The sequence below is a fragment of the Nonomuraea sp. NPDC049758 genome, assembly GCF_040674635.1.
Lineage (GTDB): Bacteria > Actinomycetota > Actinomycetes > Streptosporangiales > Streptosporangiaceae > Nonomuraea.
The window spans coordinates 571,893-590,573 of sequence record NZ_JBFAMZ010000002.1 but is presented as its reverse complement, the minus strand read 5'-3'; the positions used below and the strand labels follow the sequence as shown (position 1 = coordinate 590,573).

Sequence of the window (18,681 nt, the reverse complement as noted above, 5' to 3'; positions counted from 1 at the left end):
AGGACAAGTCATACCCGCCGTGCCGCCCAAGTGGCTAGGAGATCTTCGTCCCACTGCTCTTGAGGTTGTGGCAGGCCTCCGCCACGCGGGCCGCCATGCCGGTCTCGGCGCTCTTGCCGTAGGCGCGCGGGTCGTAGGCCTTCTTGTTGCCGACCTCGCCGTCGACCTTCAGCACGCCGTCGTAGTTGCGGAACATGTGGTCGGCGATCGGCCTGGTGAAGGCGTACTGGGTGTCGGTGTCGACGTTCATCTTCACCACGCCGTAGGAGATGGCCTCGTGGATCTCCTCAAGCAGCGAGCCGGAGCCGCCGTGGAAGACCAGGTCGAACGGCTTGTCCTTGCCGTACTTGGCGCCGACCGCGTCCTGGATCTCCTTCAGCACGCTGGGCCGCAGCTTCACGTGGCCCGGCTTGTAGACGCCGTGCACGTTGCCGAACGTGGCGGCCAGCATGTAGCGGCCCCGGTCGCCGACGCCGACGGCCTCGGCCGTGGCCAGCGCGTCTTCGGCGGTGGTGTAGAGCTTCTCGTTGATCTCGCCGACGACGCCGTCCTCCTCGCCGCCGACGACGCCGATCTCCATCTCCATGATGATCCGGGCGCGGGCGCACTTGTCCAGGAGCTCCTTGGCGATCTCCAGGTTCTCCTCCAGCGGCACGGCCGAGCCGTCCCACATGTGCGACTGGAAGAGCGGGTCGAGGCCCTTGGACACCCGCTCCAGCGAGATGTCGATCAGCGGCCGCATGTAGCCGTCGAGCTTGTCCTTCGGACAGTGGTCGGTGTGCAGCGCCACCGTGACCGGGTACTTGGCGGCCACCACCCGCGCGTACTCGGCCAGCGCGGTCGCGCCCGTCACCATGTCCTTGACCGTCGTGCCGGAGAGGAACTCGGCGCCGCCGGTGGACACCTGCACGATGCCGTCGCTCTCGGCCTCGGCGAACCCGCGCAGCGCGGCGTTCAAGGTCTGAGAAGAGGTCACGTTGATCGCCGGATAGGCGAACCCGCCCGCCTTGGCACGGTCGAGCATCTCGGCGTAGACCTCTGGAGTCGCGATGGGCATGAGTCATCTCCCTGAGAAGTACGGCTTCGCGCCTGCCCAGTATCCCGGCTCGCAACCACAACTGGTAGTGACAACGCGTGCCGGATGGCCACATCCGATTCGCTCGGCTCCAGGTAGGCTCACGGGGTGGACTGGCTCTGGAATCTCCTCGACCCGACGTGGTGGCTCACCATCCTCGGCGCCTTCGCCACCATCGGCGTCCTGGCGATCATCTTCGCCGAGACGGGTCTGCTGCTCGGCTTCTTCCTGCCGGGCGACTCGCTGCTGGTGGCGGCGGGGATCTTCAGTTCCGCGTCGCTGGTCGTGGGCGAGGCGCCGCCGATCTCCTTCCCCGTCCTGGTGATCGGCACACCGCTGTGTGCCATCGCGGGCGCCCAGCTCGGCCACTTCCTGGGGGCCAGGTTCGGCAGGAAGATGTTCGACCGGCCCGACTCGCGGCTGTTCAAACGCGAACACGTGGCACGCGCCGAGGAGTTCTTCCAGAAGTTCGGCCCGGCGCGGGCGGTCGTGCTGGCGCGGTTCGTGCCGATCGTCCGCACGTTCATGAACCCGGTGGCCGGCGTCCTGGAGATGCCCGCCAGGCGCTTCTTCCTGTGGAACGTCATCGGCGGCGTGGTCTGGGTCGAGGGCCTGGTGCTGCTCGGCTACTTCCTCGGCAGCAAGGTCGATCCCAAGCAGATCGACAAGTACATCCTGCCGGGCGTGTTCATCATCGTCTTCATCTCGCTGATCCCGATCATCGTCGAGGTCGTCAAGAAGCGCCGCGAGCGCAAGCGGCTGCCGCTGCCCAACGGCAAGCACCACCGCGTGCCCTCCAGCACCGACCCCCAGCACTGACAGCAGGCACCGGCCCCCGGCGCTGACCGGGGGGCTTTTGGTTACCACCGGGTACAGTGCCCCCTGTGGGACGCCACAGGTCAGATCCGATGGGAATCGCCCGATCCGCCCTCGTCGTCCTCGCGGTGGGGGCCGTGGTGACGCTGGTGGTCGTCGGCGTGCGCGCCCTGATCGGCTCGTCCGGCCCGCAGCCGGAGCGGCCGCCCACCGCGGCAGGGTCCCCGGTCGTGCGGGCGAGCGAGGGCAGGGCGCCGACCGTGCGCATCGAGTGCGTGGCCGAGGTCTGCCCCACCGTGACCGTCCGCGTCCCCGGCGGGGACGTGCTGCACCATCGCGAGATGAGCAGGGGCGAAGAGGTCAGCTACTTCGAGCCCGAGCTCGACGTCGTGCTCGGTGACGCGGGCACCGTCCGCGTCACCGAGAACGGCAGCCCCCGCGCCCCCGGTGAGCAGGGCGCGAGGGAGGCCTTCACAGCCCGAGGTCCTGGAGGGTGAAGGCGGTGCGGTAGTCGAGCCCCTCCTCCGCCATCCGCGCGCCCGCGCCCCGGTCGACGATCGTGGCCACGGCCACCACCTCGGCGCCCGCCTCCCGCAGCGCCTCCACGGCGGTCAGCGGCGAGCCGCCGGTCGTCGAGGTGTCCTCCACGGCCAGCACCCGGCGGCCCTTCACCTCGGGCCCCTCGATCCGGCGCTGCATGCCGTGCGACTTCTGCGCCTTGCGCACCACGAACGCGTCGAGCGTGCGCCCGCGCGCCGCCGCCGCGTGCAGCATCGCGCAGGCCACCGGGTCGGCCCCCATCGTGAGCCCGCCGACGGCGTCGAAGTCGAGATCGTCGGTCAGGTCGAGCATCACCTTGCCGACGAGCGGCGCGGCCACCCCGTCGAGCGTGATCCGCCGCAGGTCGAGGTAGAAGTCGGCCTCCTTGCCCGAGGAGAGCGTGACCTTGCCGTGGACGACGGCCTTGCGCTTGATCTCGGCCAGCAGGTTGTCGCGGTCTGTCATGCGCCCAAGCTTAGGGTCCCAGGCTCAGCGTCCTGATGAGAGCCAGGGCCTGCGCGTGCGCGCGGGGGAGCCGGCGCACCCGGACGCGGGGGCGGCGGCCGTGCAGGATCTCCGTGGCGCGCAGGTCGGCGATCTTGCCGGCCAGCCGATCGTCCTCCCTGGTCACCGCGCCGACGCGGGTGGGCGCGAGCAGCGCCAGCGTCTCGTCGCCGGTGAACGCCTTGCGCAGCGCCGTGGCCAGGTTGAGCGCCGCCGCCAGCCGCTCGGCCAGTTCGGCGATCTGCCCGTACGGCTCGGCCACCACCAGCAGGTGCCCGCCCGCGACCGCCCCCCGGTAGAGCTCGCCCAGCCTGGTACGCAGGTAGGCCACCGTGGCCAGGCCGGTCAGCGGGTCCTCGCACTGCAGGTCGTTCATGGGCGCGAAGCTCTGCTCGGCCCACCCGGCGGCGTACGCCCGTACCAGCGGGAACGTCGGCTCTCCTCGATCGGTGACGGCGAACAGCGCCGCCAGGTCGCCCAGCCCCTCGCTGATCCCCACCCCCGCCCCGGCGCGCGCCGCGCCCAGCTCCTCGCAGGCGCGCGGCAGGTCGCCGCCGTCCGTCACGGCCTTGATCGCGTACGCCACCGCCGGGGTCCACCAGTCGTCGGCCAGCGACCAGCCCTCCACCATGCTCCGCCCGCGCCAGCGCGACAGCACGTCCTCGTCCATGCGTCCTCCCGTGGTCCTCAGAGGTAAAGACGGCGCTGCGGTTTAGTCATGACGGAGAATGCGGAATGATTGCGCGGGGCAACCCACCGTAATCGTGAGGTCACAATGAGTGTGGAATCGCCGCGAAGCGATGCGGACCTGCTGAAGGAGGTCCGCGCCGGCGACGCGACCGCGTACGGACGGCTCTACGAGCGTCACGTGGCCGCGGCCCGCGCGCTGGCCAGGCAGCTCGTCAGGGGCGAGTCCGAGGTCGAGGACGTCGTGGCCGAGTCGTTCACGAAGATCCTCGACCTGGTGGGCAGGGGCGGCGGGCCCGAGTCGGGGTTCCGCACGTACCTGCTGACCGTCGTGCGCCGTACCGTCTACGACCGCGGCCGGGTCGAGAGCCGCCAGGTGACCACCGGCGAGATCGAGCGCTACGACGCGGGCGTGCCCTTCGTCGATCCCGCGCTCGTCGGCCTGGAGCGGTCGATGATCTCGCGCGCGTTCCTGTCGCTGCCCGAGCGATGGCGGGCGGTGCTCTGGCACACCGAGGTGGAGAAGTGCAAGCCCGCCGAGGTCGCGCCGCTGCTCGGCCTGTCGGCCAACGGGGTGGCGGCGCTGGCCTACCGGGCGCGCGAGGGGCTGCGGCAGGCGTACCTGCAGATGCACCTGCGCGCGGCGCCGCAGCACGAGTGCCGTCCGGTGCTCGGCAAGATGGGCGCCTACGTCAGGGGCGGCCTGGCCAGGCGCGACTCGCGCGCGGTCGACGACCACGTCAACGACTGCGAGGAGTGCCACGGCGTCCTGCTCGAACTGACCGACGTCAACCGCGGCCTGCGCGTCATCGTCGGCCCGCTGATCGCCGGCCCGGTGTTCAGCGGCTACGCCGCGGCGCTGGCCAAGACGGGCGCGGCGGGCGGCGGAGCGGGCTGGCTGTTGCGGCTGTTCGGCTGGTTGCGGCGGGCGCCCTCGCGGCAGCAGGTCGTGGCGGCGGGCGGCGTCGCGGTCGCGTCCGCGGCGGTGGCGGCGTTCGTGCTGGTGTCCGGGGAGTCGCCGGTGGCCGAGCGGCCGGTGGCCACGCCCACGCCGGTGGCCCAGCCCCCGGTGTCGGTGCGGCCGGTGCCGCTGCCCGTGGCGAGCGAGCCGCCGGCGCGCGTCCCGCCGCCGCGGAAGGAGCCGCGGGGCAGGGCGCGGCTGCGGGCCACGATCGGCGCGCTCGGCGCCCTCGTACGCGCCCAGCCCGGCATCGTCGGCATGCGCCTGCGCAACGACGGCGACGGCCCGAGCGGCGAGCTGGCCGCGACCGTCGAGCTGCCGCCCGGCGTGACCCTCCTGCCGCCGGCCAGGCGCGGGCACGGCGTGGCGCTGCTCGAACCCGTGGGCACGGTCGACGGCTGGTCCTGCCGGCAGGCCGGGCAGGGCGCGCGGTGCGCCAGGCAGCCGCTGGCCGCCGGGCAGGGCACGGCGGTGTTCCTGCGCGTGCTGGTGTCGGAGCTGGCTCCGGAGGGCGCCGGGCCCGCCGTGCGCGTCGACGCCGACGACCTCCACGTCAACGCGCGGGCCGCGCAGGGCGTGCGCACGGTGGGGGCGTCGGCCAGGTTCGCCACCGAGGGCAGGGTGGCCGTCCGGGCGATCGGCAACACGCTGCTGAGCTGCCCCGAGGAGCACGACGGCTGTCCCGAGGCCAGGCGCCGCCAGGGCGACCAGCGCGACAACGACCTGTGGCCGATGATCCCCCTCGACCAGGACGCCAGCCCGGCCACCAGCGCCTCCAGCGCGGCCCGGCTCACCCTGCCCAAGGACAGCAGGGTCGTGTGGGCCGGTCTCTACTGGTCGGCGAGCGGTGCGGCGGCGGGGCCCGTCAAGGTCAGGGCGCCGGGCCGGCGCACGTACGTGTCGGTCCGTCCCGACCACGTCACGGCCCTCGACATGCCGCTGGGCCCGGCCTACCAGGCGTTCGCCGACGTCACCGCGCTGGCCGGGCAGGCGCGGCAGGGCGGCCTGTGGTGGGCGGCCGACGCGCCGATGGCGGAGGGGGCCTCCAGCCACGCCGGGTGGAGCCTGGTGGTGGTCGTGACCGGGCCGCGGCAGCCGTACAGCCAGGCCGTGGTGCTCGACACCGCCACCGTGATCGGCGGCGCGGACAGGAAGGTGCGCATGCCGCTCGGCGGCCTGAGCCCGGCCGCCGCGCCGGCCCGGGCCGAGCTGGTGACCTGGGAGGGCGACGCCGATCTCCAGGGCGACAAGGTCTCGCTCGGCACCGGCGCGATCGTCCCGGAGGGCGGCGACCGCGAGCGCGCCAACGTCTTCGACGGCTCCGCCAACGGCGCCGGGGGCATGACCTTCGGCGTCGACGTCGACACGGTCGACGCCGAGCTGGGCCGCGATCCGGCGCTGACGATCGTGACCGACAAGGACGTCGTGCTCTTCGGAGCGGCCGCGCTGACCGTCCGGGCACGCTCATGACCGCAAACAGGACGAACTGGTACGGTCTGCCTAAATGGTCCGGCTGCACGGCGGCCCGCGGTCGAATCGTCGGGATTCACCCTCGCGCGATCACCTGCTTTCATTACCCTGAAAGAGGGCCGCCGAGTCCGGTCTCTGACGGTGCAGAGCCAGCAAGGTCGGACCACCAGGAAAGGGGCGGTGTCAGTGGATCGCTGTGCGCTGTTCGTGGACGCCGGCTATCTGCTGGCAGACGGAGCGATGGCCGTGCACGGCACTCGCCATCGAGAGGCCGTCGCCTGGGACTATCCCGGGCTCCTCCAGCTGATGACCAACCTGTCGCGCGAACGCACGGGCCTGCCGCTGCTGCGGTGCTACTGGTACGAGGCGACCGTCGAGGGCCGCCGCACCCCGGAGCACGACGCGCTGGCCGACATCCCGGGCCTCAAGCTCAGGCTCTCGCGCATCCGGCCGGGCCGCCGCGAAGGCGTCGACGCCCAGGTCCATCGCGACCTCATGACCCTCGCCCGCAACAACGCCATCTGCGACGCCGTCGTCGTCAGCGGCGACGAAGACCTCGCCCAGGTGGTGTGCGACGCCCAGGACCTCGGCATCAGGGTCACCGTCATCCACATCGCCGCCGACGGCGGGTGGGCCGTGTCCCGGTCGCTGCGGCAGGAGTGCGACGACCTGGTCGAGCTGGGCAACGCCCACCTGCGGCCCTACGTCACGATGGTGAGCGGCGTCACCGAGTCCTCCAACGGCCACCACCAGCCGCTCAGCAACGGGCACGCCGCCCCCTCGCTGCCGCCGGCGCCGCCGGCCGCGCCCCCGGTGACCCCGGCGGCCTCGCTGCCGCCGGCGCCGTCCGCGGGCAGCCACGCGGCCGGGCAGCACTCAGGGAGCCACGCGGCCCCCGCCTCCGGCCAGTCGTCCGCCAACGGGCAGGCGTCCTCGGGCGGGCGGTCGGCCACGCCGCCGGTGCTGCCGTCGTACTCGGGGTACCAGGAGCAGCCGCCGTCGATCCCGCCGTCCGTGCCGCCGTCCGCGCCGGCGACCGGGCCGCTGCAGCAGCCGCAGTCCGCCTCGCCCAGCACCGGGCAGTTCGCCACGCCGTCCTCGGGGGGCACCTACCAGCCGGCGCAGCTCGGCCCGTACACCGGGCCGCAGGCCGCGCCCGTCTCCCCGCCGCCCGCCGCCACCGCCGGGGCCACCACGCTGGCCGACGCCGTGAAGGCCGCCCATCGCGAAGGGCACGACTTCGGCGAGTCCGTGGCCCGCGACGCGCCCGCGCTGTGGCTGGAGGCGGTGCTGGCCCGCAAGCCGCGCATGCCCTCCGACCTGGAGGCCCGCCTCCTGCAGGGCTCCTCGCTGCCGATCGACTTCCTGCTGCACGACGAGGTCCGCCACGCCCTGCGCCGCGGCTTCTGGGACGCCCTCGAACGCGCCCGCCACTGACCCACCACCGCACGGCAAGCCGGACGCCCGGGCGTCATGAGGGCGGCCCGGGCGTCGGACGGGGTCAGGAGAGCGCGTCGAACCCGGCGCGCAGGTGGGCGACCCGATCGCCCAGGTCGGCCAGCGGCACGGCGAGCGCCGGATCCTGCGACTTGCGGGCCAGCTCCCGCACCCGGGCCAGCTCGTCCTCCACTGCCGTCAGCCGCCGGGACAACTCCGGCAGGACCGAGGCGTGGTCACCCGCTCCGGGCGGCAGCTCGCCGGTCAGCCGCTCGCGGAGCAACGACGCCTGCTCGGCCAGGCGCTTGTTCATGTTGTAGAGCTCGGTGAACACCGACACCTTCGCCCGCAGCACCCAGGGGTCGAACGGCTTGGTGAGATAGTCGACCGCCCCCGCCGCGTATCCGCGGAAGGCGTAGTCGGGGGCGCTGTCGACCACGGTCAGGAAGATGATCGGGATGTTCCTGGTCCGCTCCCGCCGCTTGATGTGGGCGGCCGTCTCGAAACCGTCCATGCCCGGCATCCGGACATCGAGCAGGATCAGCGCGAACTCGGTGTTGAGCAGCGCCTTGAGCGCCTCCTCGCCGGACCTGGCGCGTACGGGCACCAGGTCGAGCGAGCTGAGGATCGCCTCCAGGGCGATCAGGTTCTCCTCGCGGTCGTCGACCAGGAGGATCTTTGCACGGTCCGGCATCGATCACGACCCTTCAGCGGTTGAGGGCGACGAGTCGGTCGTGGCTCCCCGCCCACGGCTGAGCCAGCCGCGCAGCCGTTCGAGCAGGCGATCGACGTCGACCGGCTTGGGCACGTAGTCGGACGCGCCCGAGGCGATGCTCTTCTCGCGATCACCACGCATGACCTTAGCGGTCAGCGCGATGATCGGCAGGTCGGCGAACTGGGGCATGCGCCGGATGGCCGAGGTCGTGGCCCAGCCGTCCATCTCCGGCATCATGATGTCCATCAGCACGAGCGCGACGTCCTCGTTCCGTTCCAGCTGCTCGATGCCCTCGCGACCGTTCTCGGCGTAGACGACCGTCGATCCGTGTCGTTCCAGCACGCTGGTGAGGGCGAACACGTTGCGGATGTCGTCGTCGACGATGAGGATCTTGGCGCCGTTGAGCGGGTCGTCGCCCTGCCACTGGGCGGGCGTCTCCACCGGCGGCTCGACCAGCTCGGGCATCGGCATGTCCAGCGGCGGCGGCTCGGGCAGGGTCGCGGCGGCGGCCTGCTCCTCGGCGGGCGAGGTCATGAGCTGCCGGCGCGGGGCCGTGCTGCCGTCGGTGGCGGCCAGCGGGCCGGTGTAGGAGGCCGGCAGGTAGAGGGTGAACGTGCTGCCCCTGCCCAGCTCGCTCTCGACGTGGATCTCGCCGCCGAGCAGCCGGGCGATGTCGCGGCAGATGGCCAGGCCGAGGCCGGTGCCGCCGTACTTGCGGCTGGTGGTGCCGTCGGCCTGCCTGAACGCCTCGAAGATGACCTCGCGCTTGTCGGGCGCGATGCCGATGCCGGTGTCGATCACCTGGAAGGCCAGCAGGTCGGTGGCGTCGTGGAGGGTGTCGTCGTCGAAGTCGACCCCTCGGGGGGCCGCCGCGACCCGCAGCTTGACCTCGCCCTTCGGGGTGAACTTCACCGCGTTGGACAGCAGGTTGCGCAGCACCTGCTGCAGGCGCTGCTCGTCGGCCCGCAGCTCGCTCGGCACGTCGGAGGCCACCTCGACGCCGAAGGACAACCCCTTGTCCTGGGCCAGCGGCGCGAAGGCCGCCTCCAGCAGGTCGACCATCTTGGGCAGCGACACCTGGATCGGATGGATGTCCATCCGGCCCGCCTCGACCTTCGACAGGTCGAGCATGTCGTTGATGAGCTGCAGCAGCGCCGAGCCCGCGCTGTGGATCGTGCGGGCGAACTCGACCTGCTGGGACGTCAGGTTGCCCTCGGCGTTCTCGGTCAGCAGCTTGGCCAGCACCAGCAGGCTGTTGAGCGGCGTGCGCAGCTCGTGGGACATGTTCGCGAGGAACTCGGACTTGTACCGCGAGGAGACCGCGAGCTGCTCGGCGCGCTCCTCCAGGGTGCGGCGGGCCTGCTCGATCTGGAAGTTCTGGATCTCGATCGCGCGGTTCTGCTTGGCCAGCAGCGCCGCCTTGTCCTCCAGCTCGGCGTTGGACCTGCGCAGCTCCTCCTGCTGCCGCTGGAGCTCGTCGGAGCGCTCCTGCAGCTCGCGGGTGAGCCGCTGGGACTCGGTCAGCAGGTCTTCGGTGCGGGAGTTGGCGATGATCGTGTTCATCGTGACGCCGATGGTCTCGACGAGCTGCGTCAGGAAGTCGAGGTGCACCTCGCCGAACGGGGTGAAGGAGGCCAGCTCCAGCACGCCGAGCACGCGGTTCTCGAACAGGATCGGCAGCACGACGATCTGCGCGGGCGTGGACTGGCTGAGCCCGCTGTCGATGGTGATGAACTGCGGCGGCACGTCGTCGAGGATGATGTGCCTGCCCTCGGCCGCCGCCTGGCCGACGATGCCCTCGCCGATCGCGAAACGCCGGCGCGGCCCCCGGTCGGGACGCACGCCGTAGCCGCCGATCAGCGTCAGCTCGTGGTCGCCCTCGGGGTCGATGCCGTAGAAGGCGCCGAAGCGGGCCGAGACCAGCGGAGTCAGCTCGCTCATCGTCAGCTTGGCCACCTCGAACAGGTCGCGGTGGCCCTGCATGAGCCGGGAGATGCGGGCCAGGTTGGACTTGAGCCAGTCCTGTTCCTGGTTGGCCTGGGTGGTCTCGCGGAGGTTGGCCACCATCGAGTTGATGTTGTCCTTCAGCTCCGCCAGCTCGCCCTGCGCCTCGACGGCGATCGACCGGGTCAGGTCGCCCCGGGCCACGGCGCTGGTCACGGTCGCGATGGCGCGCACCTGCGTGGTCAGGTTGCCGGCCAGCTCGTTGACGCTCTCGGTGAGCCGCTTCCAGGTGCCCTCGACGCCCTCGACCCGGGCCTGGCCGCCGAGCTGGCCCTCCGAGCCCACCTCGCGGGCCACGCGGGTGACCTCGGAGGCGAAGGAGGACAGCTGGTCGACCATCCGGTTGATGGTGGTCTTCAGCGCCAGGATCTCGCCCTGGGCGTCGACGTCGATCTTGCGGGTCAGGTCGCCGTTGGCCACGGCCGTGGTGACCTCGGCGATGTTGCGCACCTGATAGGTCAGGTTGTTCGCCATGAAGTTGACGTTGTCGGTGAGGTCCTTCCACACGCCCGACACGCCCTGCACCCGCGCCTGGCCGCCGAGCTGCCCCTGCGTGCCCACCTCGCGGGCCACGCGGGTCACCTCGTCGGCGAAGGACGACAGCTGGTCGACCATCGTGTTGAGGGTGTCCTTGAGCTGCAGGATCTCGCCCTGCGCGTCAACGGTGATCTTCTTCGACAGGTTGCCCTGCGCCACCGCGGACGAGACGGCCGCGATCTGGCGCACCTGCGAGGTGAGGTTGTTGGCCATCGAGTTGACGTTGTCGGTGAGGTCCTTCCAGACCCCGGACACGCCGCGCACCTGCGCCTGGCCGCCGAGCTGGCCCTCGGTGCCCACCTCACGGGCCACGCGGGTGACCTCGGAGGCGAACGAGGACAGCTGCTCGACCATCGTGTTCATGGTCGACTTGAGTTCGAGGATCTCGCCCTGGGCGTCGACGTCGATCTTGCGGGTGAGGTCGCCGTTGGCCACGGCCGTGGTCACCTGGGCGATGTTGCGCACTTGGTAGGTCAGGTTGTTGGCCATCGAGTTGACGTTGTCGGTGAGGTCCTTCCAGACGCCCGACACGCCCTTCACCTCGGCGCGCCCACCGAGCTTGCCCTCGGTGCCGACCTCGCGGGCCACGCGGGTGACCTCGTCGGCGAAGGACGACAGCTGGTCGACCATGGTGTTGAGGGTGTCCTTGAGCTGCAGGATCTCGCCCTCGGCGTCAACGGTGATCTTCTTCGACAGGTTGCCCTGGGCGACCGCCGTCGCGACGGTGGCGATCGAGCGCACCTGCGAGGTCAGGTTGTTGGCCATGAAGTTGACGTTGTCGGTGAGGTCCTTCCAGACGCCCGACACGCCGGTGACCTGCGCCTGGCCGCCCAGCTGGCCTTCCGTGCCCACCTCGCGGGCCACGCGGGTGACCTCCTCGGCGAAGCCCGAGAGCTGGTCGACCATCGTGTTGACGGTGTTCTTCAGCTCGAACATCTCGCCCACGGCGTCGACCGTGACCTTGCGGCTCAGGTCGCCCTTGGCGACCGCCGTGGTGACCACGGCGATGTCGCGGACCTGCGCGGCCACGCGCGAGGACATCGTGTTGACGGCCTCGGTGAGGTCGCGCCAGCTTCCCGACATGCCCCGCAGGTTGGCGCTGCCGCCCAGCCGGCCCTCGGTGCCCGCCTCGCGGGCGACCCTGGTGACCTCGGAGTTGAACAGGGCGAGCTGGTCGACCATGCCGTTGATGGCCTTGCCCAGGCGGCGCACCTCGCCGCGGGCCGACCGGTCGAGGTCGATGCGCCGCGACAGGTCGCCCTTGGCCACCGCGTCGATCACGTCGGCCGCGCCGCTGACCGGGCTGACCAGGGCGTCGATCAGCATGTTGACCGACTCGACGCTCTCGGACCACGCCCCGACGCCCGGGCCGGGCGTCAGCCGCTCGCCGAAGCGCCCTTCCTTGACGACTTCTTTGCGAACTCTCGCCAGCTCGTTCGCGAGATGTTCGCGACGGTCGGCCACTTCGTTCAGCAGCAGGCGCACTTCGCTGAGGATGCCGGGAGGAGCGTGCGGGACCCGACGCCGGAAATCGCCGTCACGCCAGGAGAAAAGAGTCTCCAGCACGGGAACGAGATCCGATTCTGTATAGGTCCGCTCCTCCGGGCTTGATGCGGCCTTGGCCGTGGTCATGGGGCCTCCTTCACTCGCGACGGGTCCCGGCGAGTGATTCAAGTCTGTCACGATGAGTAGCTCGTAGTCCTGCCCTTGGATTTACCCCAAGTCAGTGAGAAGTGTGGTAGGCACGATGGGATGACTGCTTCTCCCCACGCGGTGCTGGCCGCGACCTTCGCGCCTGGCGATACCGCTGTGACGGCTGCGATGAGGTTCACGCGCGAGGTGATGACCGCGTGGGCCACCGTCAGCGTGCTCCATACCGCCGAGCAGGTGGCCGGCGATCTGGCGGAGCAGGTCTCTGACGAGCCGTTTGAGGTGATTTGGAAGCATTACGGGGACTCAGTCCAGGTCGAACTGCGGCAGCGGATCACCGCGCACGGTGACCCGAAGGCTCCTTCCGTGAACGTGGAAGAGTGGGGAGTCACCTTCGCGGGCGATTCCCGTGTCCATTGGGCAAGGCTCACGCTACCCGGCTCCGTGGACCAGGTGGCCGCCGAATGGGCGGAGGAGAGCGCTCGGGGCCCCCACTGGCTCGGCTTCCTGGCCGACGCCAGCGACCTGCTGGCCGGCACCCTCGACCCCGACATGGTCCCGGCGATCATCGCCCAGATCGTCGTGCCCCGCCTGTCGAGCTGGTGCGCGGTCTACACCGCCGGCACCTCGGGCGGCCCGCTGCGGCTGGTCTACCTCTGGCACGCCGACGAGGCCCGCATCGACGGCCTGCGCGAGCAGCTCACGGACATGGACGTCGGCGCGGCCGACACCAGGGCCACGTCCGTCATCCACCTGAACGACTCCCAGGTGCTGGCCGTGCCGCTCACCGCGCGCGGCCGCGGGCTCGGCATGATGTGCCTGGGCCGGTCCGACCGCTTCCCCGACGAGGTCATCCAGTTCGCCGACGACATCGGCAGGCGCGCCGCGCTGGCCATGGACAACGCCCGGCTCTACGCCCAGCAGGCCGCGGCCAACCGGGCGCTGCAGCGCAGCCTCCTGCCGCCCAACGAGCCCGAGGTGCCCGGCCTCGACTACGGCGTCATCTACGAGCCCGCCGGCGAGGCCAACGAGGTCGGCGGCGACTTCTACGACCTGTTCAAGGCGGGCGACGACTCCTGGCGCTTCGCGATCGGCGACGTCTGCGGCACCGGCCCCGAGGCCGCCGCGGTGACCGGCCTGGCCCGTCACACGCTGCGCCTGCTGGCCCGCGAGGGCTACGGCGTCGCCGCGGTGCTCGGCCGGCTCAACCAGGCGATCCTGGAGGAGGGTGAGCGGGCGAGGTTCCTCACGCTGCTCCACGGCGACATCACGCCCGTGGCGTCCGGCCTGGAGGTGCGGCTGGTGTCCGCCGGCCATCCCGAGGCGCTGCGGCTCAGGCCGAGCGGCAAGGTGGAGGCGGTGACCACGCCGCAGTCGCTGCTCGGCGTCTTCCACGAGGTCGTGTTCGAGGCCGACACCATCCATCTCGACCACGGCGACGTGCTGCTGGCGGTGACCGACGGCGTGACCGAGCGGCGCTCGGGCGGGCGGCTGCTCGACGACGACGGCGGCCTGGCCAAGCTGCTGGCCGAGTGCGCCGGGCTGTCGGCCAGGGCGGTGGCCGAGCGCATCCGCAGGGGCGCGGCGGAGTTCGCCGCCGAGCCGAGCGCCGACGACCTCGCCATCGTGGTCCTGCGCGCGCGCTGACCGGCGCGGGAGCGCCCCCGCAGGAGCGCTCCCACGACGTGCGCGAGAGGTCAGCCGACGTGCACGTGCTTGCGGGCGAACTCCAGTTGCAGGGCCGTCTGCGCGATGCGTTCGGCGACCACGAGCGAGCCGCGGATGGCGCCGTAGGTGTAGAGCTCGTGCTCGCGGCCGTGCTCGGCGAGCTTGGCCACGTACTTCTCGATCTGGCGCAGCGGGCAGCGGGTGTCGTTCTCGCCGGCGAGGATCAGCAGGGGGCTCTTGATCTGGTCCACGTACGTGATCGGCGAGCAGAACGCGTACCGCTCGGGCTGCTCGTCGGGGGAGCCGCCGAGCAGGGCGCGCTGATAGGCGCGCAGGCTCTCGGCCTCGTCCTCGTAGCAGGTCTGGTGGCAGGCGATGGGCACCGCGGCGATGCCCGCGGCCCACAGGCCGGGCTGGACGCCGAGCCCGAGCAGCGAGAGGTAGCCGCCCCAGGCGGTGCCGGCCAGGATCAGCCGGGCGGGGTCGATCGTGCCCCGGTCCACCAGCGCCTGGCGCACGGCGGCGATGTCGGCCAGCTCGATGTGCCCGACGTCGCCGTGCAGCGCGTCCCGCCAGGCGGAGCCGTAGCCGGTCGAGCCGCGGTAGTTGACGCGGACGACGGCGAAGCCCGCATCGACCCAGGCCGCGACCTCGGGGGAGAAGGCGTCGCGGTCGTGGTCGGTCGGGCCGCCGTGCATGAGGAAGACCGCCGGGTGGGGCGCCGCGCCGGTCTCGGGCTTGGACACCAGCGCATGGATGCGCCCGCCGGGCCCTTCCACGTCGAGGTCCTCGACGGGGACGCTCGGCGGCGCCGGCGGGCCGCCCGCGTTGAGCACGACCTGGCCGTTGCTCGACCGGATGACCGGCGGGCGCGAGCCGCTGGACCAGGAGTACTCGATGTGGCCGCCGGGCCGCGGCGCGGCCTCGTCGATCACGCCGTGCGGGGTGTCGATGAGCGTCAGGACGCCGCCCGCCAGGTCGTAGCGGTGCAGGTAGCTGCGGGCACGGTGGTCGCGCACGATCAGCAGGCCGCGGCCGTCGTCGAACCACTCGGCGGCCAGGTCGCCGGGGTCCTTCAGCCAGATCTCGCGCTGCTCGTCGGTGACCGGGTCCCAGACCAGGGGCTCGTGGCGCTGGCGGCGCTCGTGCAGGGTCAGCAGGCGGCGGTCGCCGAGCACCGGGGCGAAGCGGAGGCCGTGCACGCCCTTGTCGGGGCCGTCGTAGAGCTCGCCGACGGTCTCGCCGTGCTGGTCGACGACGCGCAGCGCCGGACGCCGGAAGTCGCCGTACTCGCCGTGGTTGATGGCGATGAGGGAGCCGTCGAGGGACATGTCGGTCACCCAGGCGGCCTCGGCGTGCTCGTACAGCAGCTCGGCCGGCGCGCCGGGGTGTACCAGATGGATCCGGAACGTGCCCTCGCTGGCCAGGCTGATGGCGGCCAGGCCGGTGGCCGACAGCGCGATGCCGCCCGGCTGGCCCGGCGGCAGGCCGGGCGCGGCCGGCTCGCTCGGACCGCCCGCGAACGGCTGGCGCCACCAGGTGCCGAACTCGTCGCCGTCGGTGTCGGCGAACCAGTAGATCCACTGTCCCGCCGGGTCGATCGCCGCGTACGCGGTGCCCTTGGGCCGGTCGGTGACCTGGCGCACGGCGCCGGTCGCCCGGTCCCAGGCGTAGACCTCCCACGTCCCGGTGGCGTTGGAGCGGTAGATGGAGCGGTTCGGGGCCTGGCGGGCCCAGGCCGGCAACGTCATGCGCGACGCGCGGAACCTGGCCTGCCAGCGTTCCTCCGCCTTCATCCGGCGCGCCCCCTCCCATCGATGGCCCACGCCCTCTGGGTGCGGGATGCCGTCCAGTATTGCGCCTGAGTCGGGGAAATACTCGGGGAATGTGGGGGAATTTCGGACTAAATACCCCATCAGTAACACCAGTCGCAGATGCCCGTCAAGGAACAGGTCTTGAACGGGGCTCAGGCTCGAAGATAGACAGATGAAACGCGGCTCTGACCGTAACTTTCTTCTGGCCATTCTTGGCATGTTGGCTGAAATAACCGGATATGCGGGCGGCCAGCTCGGCGGAATCAGTGTGCCACGCGCTCGGGCCCATTCCCACGACCTGGACCAGCTCGTCCGGTCCGAGCTCCATGTCGAACTCGATCGTGCGCCGCCCGGTCAGGGCGAACCCCTGCATGCTGCGGGCGACCCGGCGATCCTTCTCCTCGTCCACCGAGAGCAGCCCCAGCTCCTCGACCAGCGGGCTCAGGTGCGCAGCCGCCGGGGTCGCGACGACCGCGACCCCTCCAGGGCGCAGGATCCGCCGGAACTCGGGCCCGTTCCTGGGCGCGAACACATCGATCACCACATCGGCCACCCCATGCCGGATCGGGAGCGGCCGCCACACGTCCGCCACGAACGCCCCCAGCCTCGGATGCGCCCGCGCCGCCCGCCGTACGGCGTGCTTGGACACGTCGAACGCCATCCCGATGCCATCGTCCACCGCATTGAGCACGGCCGCCAGATAGTGCCCGGTGCCCGTGCCGGCGTCGACGATCAGCGGTGCGACCCTGCCCGCCGCGCCGAGACCCTCGACGGTCACCGGCCCACCTTGCGGACCGGCCTCCACTCCCGCCCCACCGTACGCTTCCGGCCCGGTTTCGTCATTCGATTCAGTAGAAGATTCACGTTTTTCTCCGGCCGCCACCCGTACGCGTACGGTTTCCGCCAGCGCCTGCGCCAGCGGGGCGTAGTGCCCGGCCGCCAGGAACTCGGCCCGCGCGGCCACCATCGCGGGGCTGTCGGCGGTGCCGGGCGGGCGTGACCCGGTGAGCAGGCTGACGTACCCCTGCTTGGCCACGTCGAAGGAGTGCCCCCGCGCGCACCGCAGTGCGCCCTCGGCGAGCTCCACGTCCGCGTGACAGACGGGGCAGATCAGATGTTCGACGATGTCGGCCAGCATGCGCCCATTCTCCAGCGGCCTCACGCCGCCGCGCGCAGCGCCTCCAGCAGGAACGCGGCGTTGGACGGCGTCGCGCGCAGCTTGCCGACGAGCGTCTCCAGGGCCTGCTGCCGGTCCAGCCCGGCCAGCGTGCGCCGCAGCCGCCAGATCACCGACAGCTCCTGCGGGTGCAGCAGCATCTCCTCGCGCCTGGTGCCGGAGGCCTCCAGGTCGACCGCCGGGAACAGGCGTCGCTCGGCCAGGTCGCGGGCGAGGTGGAGCTCCATGTTGCCGGTGCCCTTGAACTCCTCGTACAGGCTGTTGTCCATGCGGGAGCCGGTGTCCACGAGGGCGCTGGCGAGGATGGTCAGCGAGCCGCCGCCCTCGACGTTGCGCGCCGCGCCGAAGAAGCGTTTGGGCGGGTAGAGGGCGCGGGCGTCGATGCCGCCGGTGAGCACCCGGCCGCCGCCGGGCGCGAGGTTGTTGTAGGCCCGGCCGAGCCGGGTCAGCGAGTCGAGCAGCAGCACGACGTCGCGGCCGCCCTCCACCAGGCGCTTGGCGCGTTGGAGGGCCAGCTCGGCGACGGCGGCATGGTCGCGGTCGGGGTGGTCGAAGGTGGAGGCGAAGATCTCCCCCTGGACGGAGGCCCGCATCTCGGTCACCTCCTCGGGCCGCTCGCCCACGAGCACGACCATGAGGTGGACCTCGGGATGGTTGCGGGTGACCGCGGCGGCCAGCGCCTGCAGCACCATCGTCTTGCCGGCCTTGGGCGGCGCCACGATGAGACCGCGCTGTCCCTTGCCGATGGGCGCGACCAGGTCGATGACCCGGGTGCTGAGCGACCCGGTCTCGATGGCCAGCCGCTCGTCCGGGTGGACGGGCGTCAGCTCCTCGAAACGCGGCCGGTCCCGCCACTCGGCCAGGCCGTTGACGGACTGGACGCCGGCCAGCTTGTTCCCGGCCACGGCGGCCACGACGTGGTCGCCGCGCCGCAGCCCGAGCTGCCTGACCCGCTCGACCGGCACGCGGACGTCGCCCGGCCCGGGAAGGTGTTCCGCGCGGATGAAGGCGGACTTCTCCTGCACGTCGAGGAGGCCGCTCACCTGCCCTGCGGGCGTTTCCGCGCGCTGTTGCGGAATGGTGTGAACAGACATGATGAGCCCCTTTGGGGGAGATGCGCCGACCAGAGATCGGCGAGTTCGATGAAGAAGCCGGGCCCGGAGAGACCTGGGCGGGGCTGGAGCAGAACCAGCGGAGCGGAAGCTCAACGCTTGTGGGGAAGATACCACACGTTCCGCCCCATCAAACGCCTAGCCCTCTTGGACTATTCCCGGACGGTTCTGGTGTGTTCTGCCGCGTGTCCCGGCCCGTACGCGTGACAATGTTCTTCATCGCACCACGCCGTGAGGAAGACCCCGGCCGGCGGTGCGGCGAAGGCACACAACCCCCATCAGCGCAGCGGCACCGTGTCAAGTGACATGCAGGACCCCTGCAACTCGGCGGGGGTTCCATGGACACATCCGAGCTCCTTGGGGGAACACCATGAACACCGTCCACTGCCCGCAATGCCAGCACACGCTCGACGAGGGCCCGATCATGTACCGGTGCGCCCACTGCTGCCGCGCCGTCTACGCCGCCGACCTGGAGAACGAGTACGTTCCGCGGCAGCCCGTCGCCGCCTAACCT

14 protein-coding genes are annotated in these 18,681 nt (G+C 71.5%); 6 read left to right on the top strand and 8 right to left on the bottom strand.

Annotated elements, in window-relative coordinates:
* Positions 1-34 precede the first annotated feature (34 nt).
* Positions 35-1,057 (bottom strand): class II fructose-bisphosphate aldolase, encoded by a 1,023-nt coding sequence (fbaA, locus tag AB0J46_RS07305; protein ID WP_352357541.1) that lies wholly within the window; start codon positions 1,055-1,057, stop codon positions 35-37.
* A gap of 126 nt (positions 1,058-1,183) precedes the next feature.
* Between fbaA and AB0J46_RS07300 the strand changes: the two genes are divergently transcribed.
* Both AB0J46_RS07300 and AB0J46_RS07295 read left to right on the top strand, forming a co-directional pair.
* Entirely contained in the window at positions 1,184-1,894 is a 711-nt protein-coding gene (locus AB0J46_RS07300) for a DedA family protein (protein ID WP_364327648.1), read from the top strand.
* A gap of 89 nt (positions 1,895-1,983) precedes the next feature.
* On the top strand, positions 1,984-2,388 hold the full coding sequence (locus tag AB0J46_RS07295) for a hypothetical protein (RefSeq protein WP_364327645.1): 405 nt from the start codon (positions 1,984-1,986) through the stop codon (positions 2,386-2,388).
* Here the strand turns inward: AB0J46_RS07295 and pyrE are convergent.
* Positions 2,363-2,896, bottom strand: a complete 534-nt coding sequence (gene pyrE, locus AB0J46_RS07290; RefSeq protein WP_352357535.1) for an orotate phosphoribosyltransferase — start codon at positions 2,894-2,896, stop codon at positions 2,363-2,365. The genes AB0J46_RS07295 and pyrE overlap by 26 nt on opposite strands.
* A gap of 10 nt (positions 2,897-2,906) precedes the next feature.
* Positions 2,907-3,605, bottom strand: a complete 699-nt coding sequence (locus AB0J46_RS07285) for a hypothetical protein (RefSeq protein ID WP_364327642.1) — start codon at positions 3,603-3,605, stop codon at positions 2,907-2,909.
* 111 nt (positions 3,606-3,716) lie between these two features.
* Between AB0J46_RS07285 and AB0J46_RS07280 the strand changes: the two genes are divergently transcribed.
* Together AB0J46_RS07280 and AB0J46_RS07275 are read left to right on the top strand one after the other, a co-directional pair.
* The gene (locus AB0J46_RS07280; RefSeq protein WP_364327639.1) at positions 3,717-6,053 is read left to right on the top strand and encodes a sigma-70 family RNA polymerase sigma factor; all 2,337 of its coding nucleotides are present in this window, start codon (positions 3,717-3,719) and stop codon (positions 6,051-6,053) included.
* A gap of 186 nt (positions 6,054-6,239) precedes the next feature.
* The gene (locus AB0J46_RS07275) at positions 6,240-7,490 is read left to right on the top strand and encodes an NYN domain-containing protein (protein WP_364327636.1); all 1,251 of its coding nucleotides are present in this window, start codon (positions 6,240-6,242) and stop codon (positions 7,488-7,490) included.
* A gap of 64 nt (positions 7,491-7,554) precedes the next feature.
* Here the strand turns inward: AB0J46_RS07275 and AB0J46_RS07270 are convergent, their stop codons facing one another.
* The gene (locus AB0J46_RS07270) at positions 7,555-8,184 is read right to left on the bottom strand and encodes a response regulator (protein WP_364327633.1); all 630 of its coding nucleotides are present in this window, start codon (positions 8,182-8,184) and stop codon (positions 7,555-7,557) included.
* Between the two features lie 3 nt (positions 8,185-8,187).
* A complete protein-coding gene (locus tag AB0J46_RS07265) occupies positions 8,188-12,378 on the bottom strand; it encodes a HAMP domain-containing protein (RefSeq protein WP_364327630.1) in 4,191 nt (1,396 codons plus the stop codon).
* Between the two features lie 462 nt (positions 12,379-12,840).
* Between AB0J46_RS07265 and AB0J46_RS07260 the strand changes: the two genes are divergently transcribed.
* The gene (locus AB0J46_RS07260; RefSeq protein ID WP_364327627.1) at positions 12,841-14,043 is read left to right on the top strand and encodes a GAF domain-containing SpoIIE family protein phosphatase; all 1,203 of its coding nucleotides are present in this window, start codon (positions 12,841-12,843) and stop codon (positions 14,041-14,043) included.
* Positions 14,044-14,093: 50 nt separating this feature from the next.
* On the opposite strand, the gene AB0J46_RS07255 is transcribed toward AB0J46_RS07260, so the two are convergent.
* The 3 genes from AB0J46_RS07255 to rho all read right to left on the bottom strand — a co-directional run bounded on the left by AB0J46_RS07255 (position 14,094) and on the right by rho (position 18,149).
* Positions 14,094-15,860 carry a prolyl oligopeptidase family serine peptidase gene (locus tag AB0J46_RS07255; protein ID WP_364327624.1) on the bottom strand — a complete coding sequence of 589 codons (1,767 nt, stop codon included), beginning with the start codon at positions 15,858-15,860 and terminating at the stop codon, positions 14,094-14,096.
* A gap of 145 nt (positions 15,861-16,005) precedes the next feature.
* Positions 16,006-17,016, bottom strand: a complete 1,011-nt coding sequence (locus tag AB0J46_RS07250) for a putative RNA methyltransferase (protein ID WP_364327621.1) — start codon at positions 17,014-17,016, stop codon at positions 16,006-16,008.
* 20 nt (positions 17,017-17,036) lie between these two features.
* Positions 17,037-18,149, bottom strand: a complete 1,113-nt coding sequence (rho, locus tag AB0J46_RS07245; protein ID WP_364327618.1) for a transcription termination factor Rho — start codon at positions 18,147-18,149, stop codon at positions 17,037-17,039.
* A gap of 388 nt (positions 18,150-18,537) precedes the next feature.
* Here rho and AB0J46_RS07240 point away from each other — a divergent pair, with 388 nt between their 5' ends.
* Positions 18,538-18,678: a hypothetical protein gene (locus tag AB0J46_RS07240; RefSeq protein WP_352321299.1), complete on the top strand. Its 141-nt coding sequence runs from the start codon at positions 18,538-18,540 to the stop codon at positions 18,676-18,678.
* Positions 18,679-18,681 lie beyond the last annotated feature (3 nt).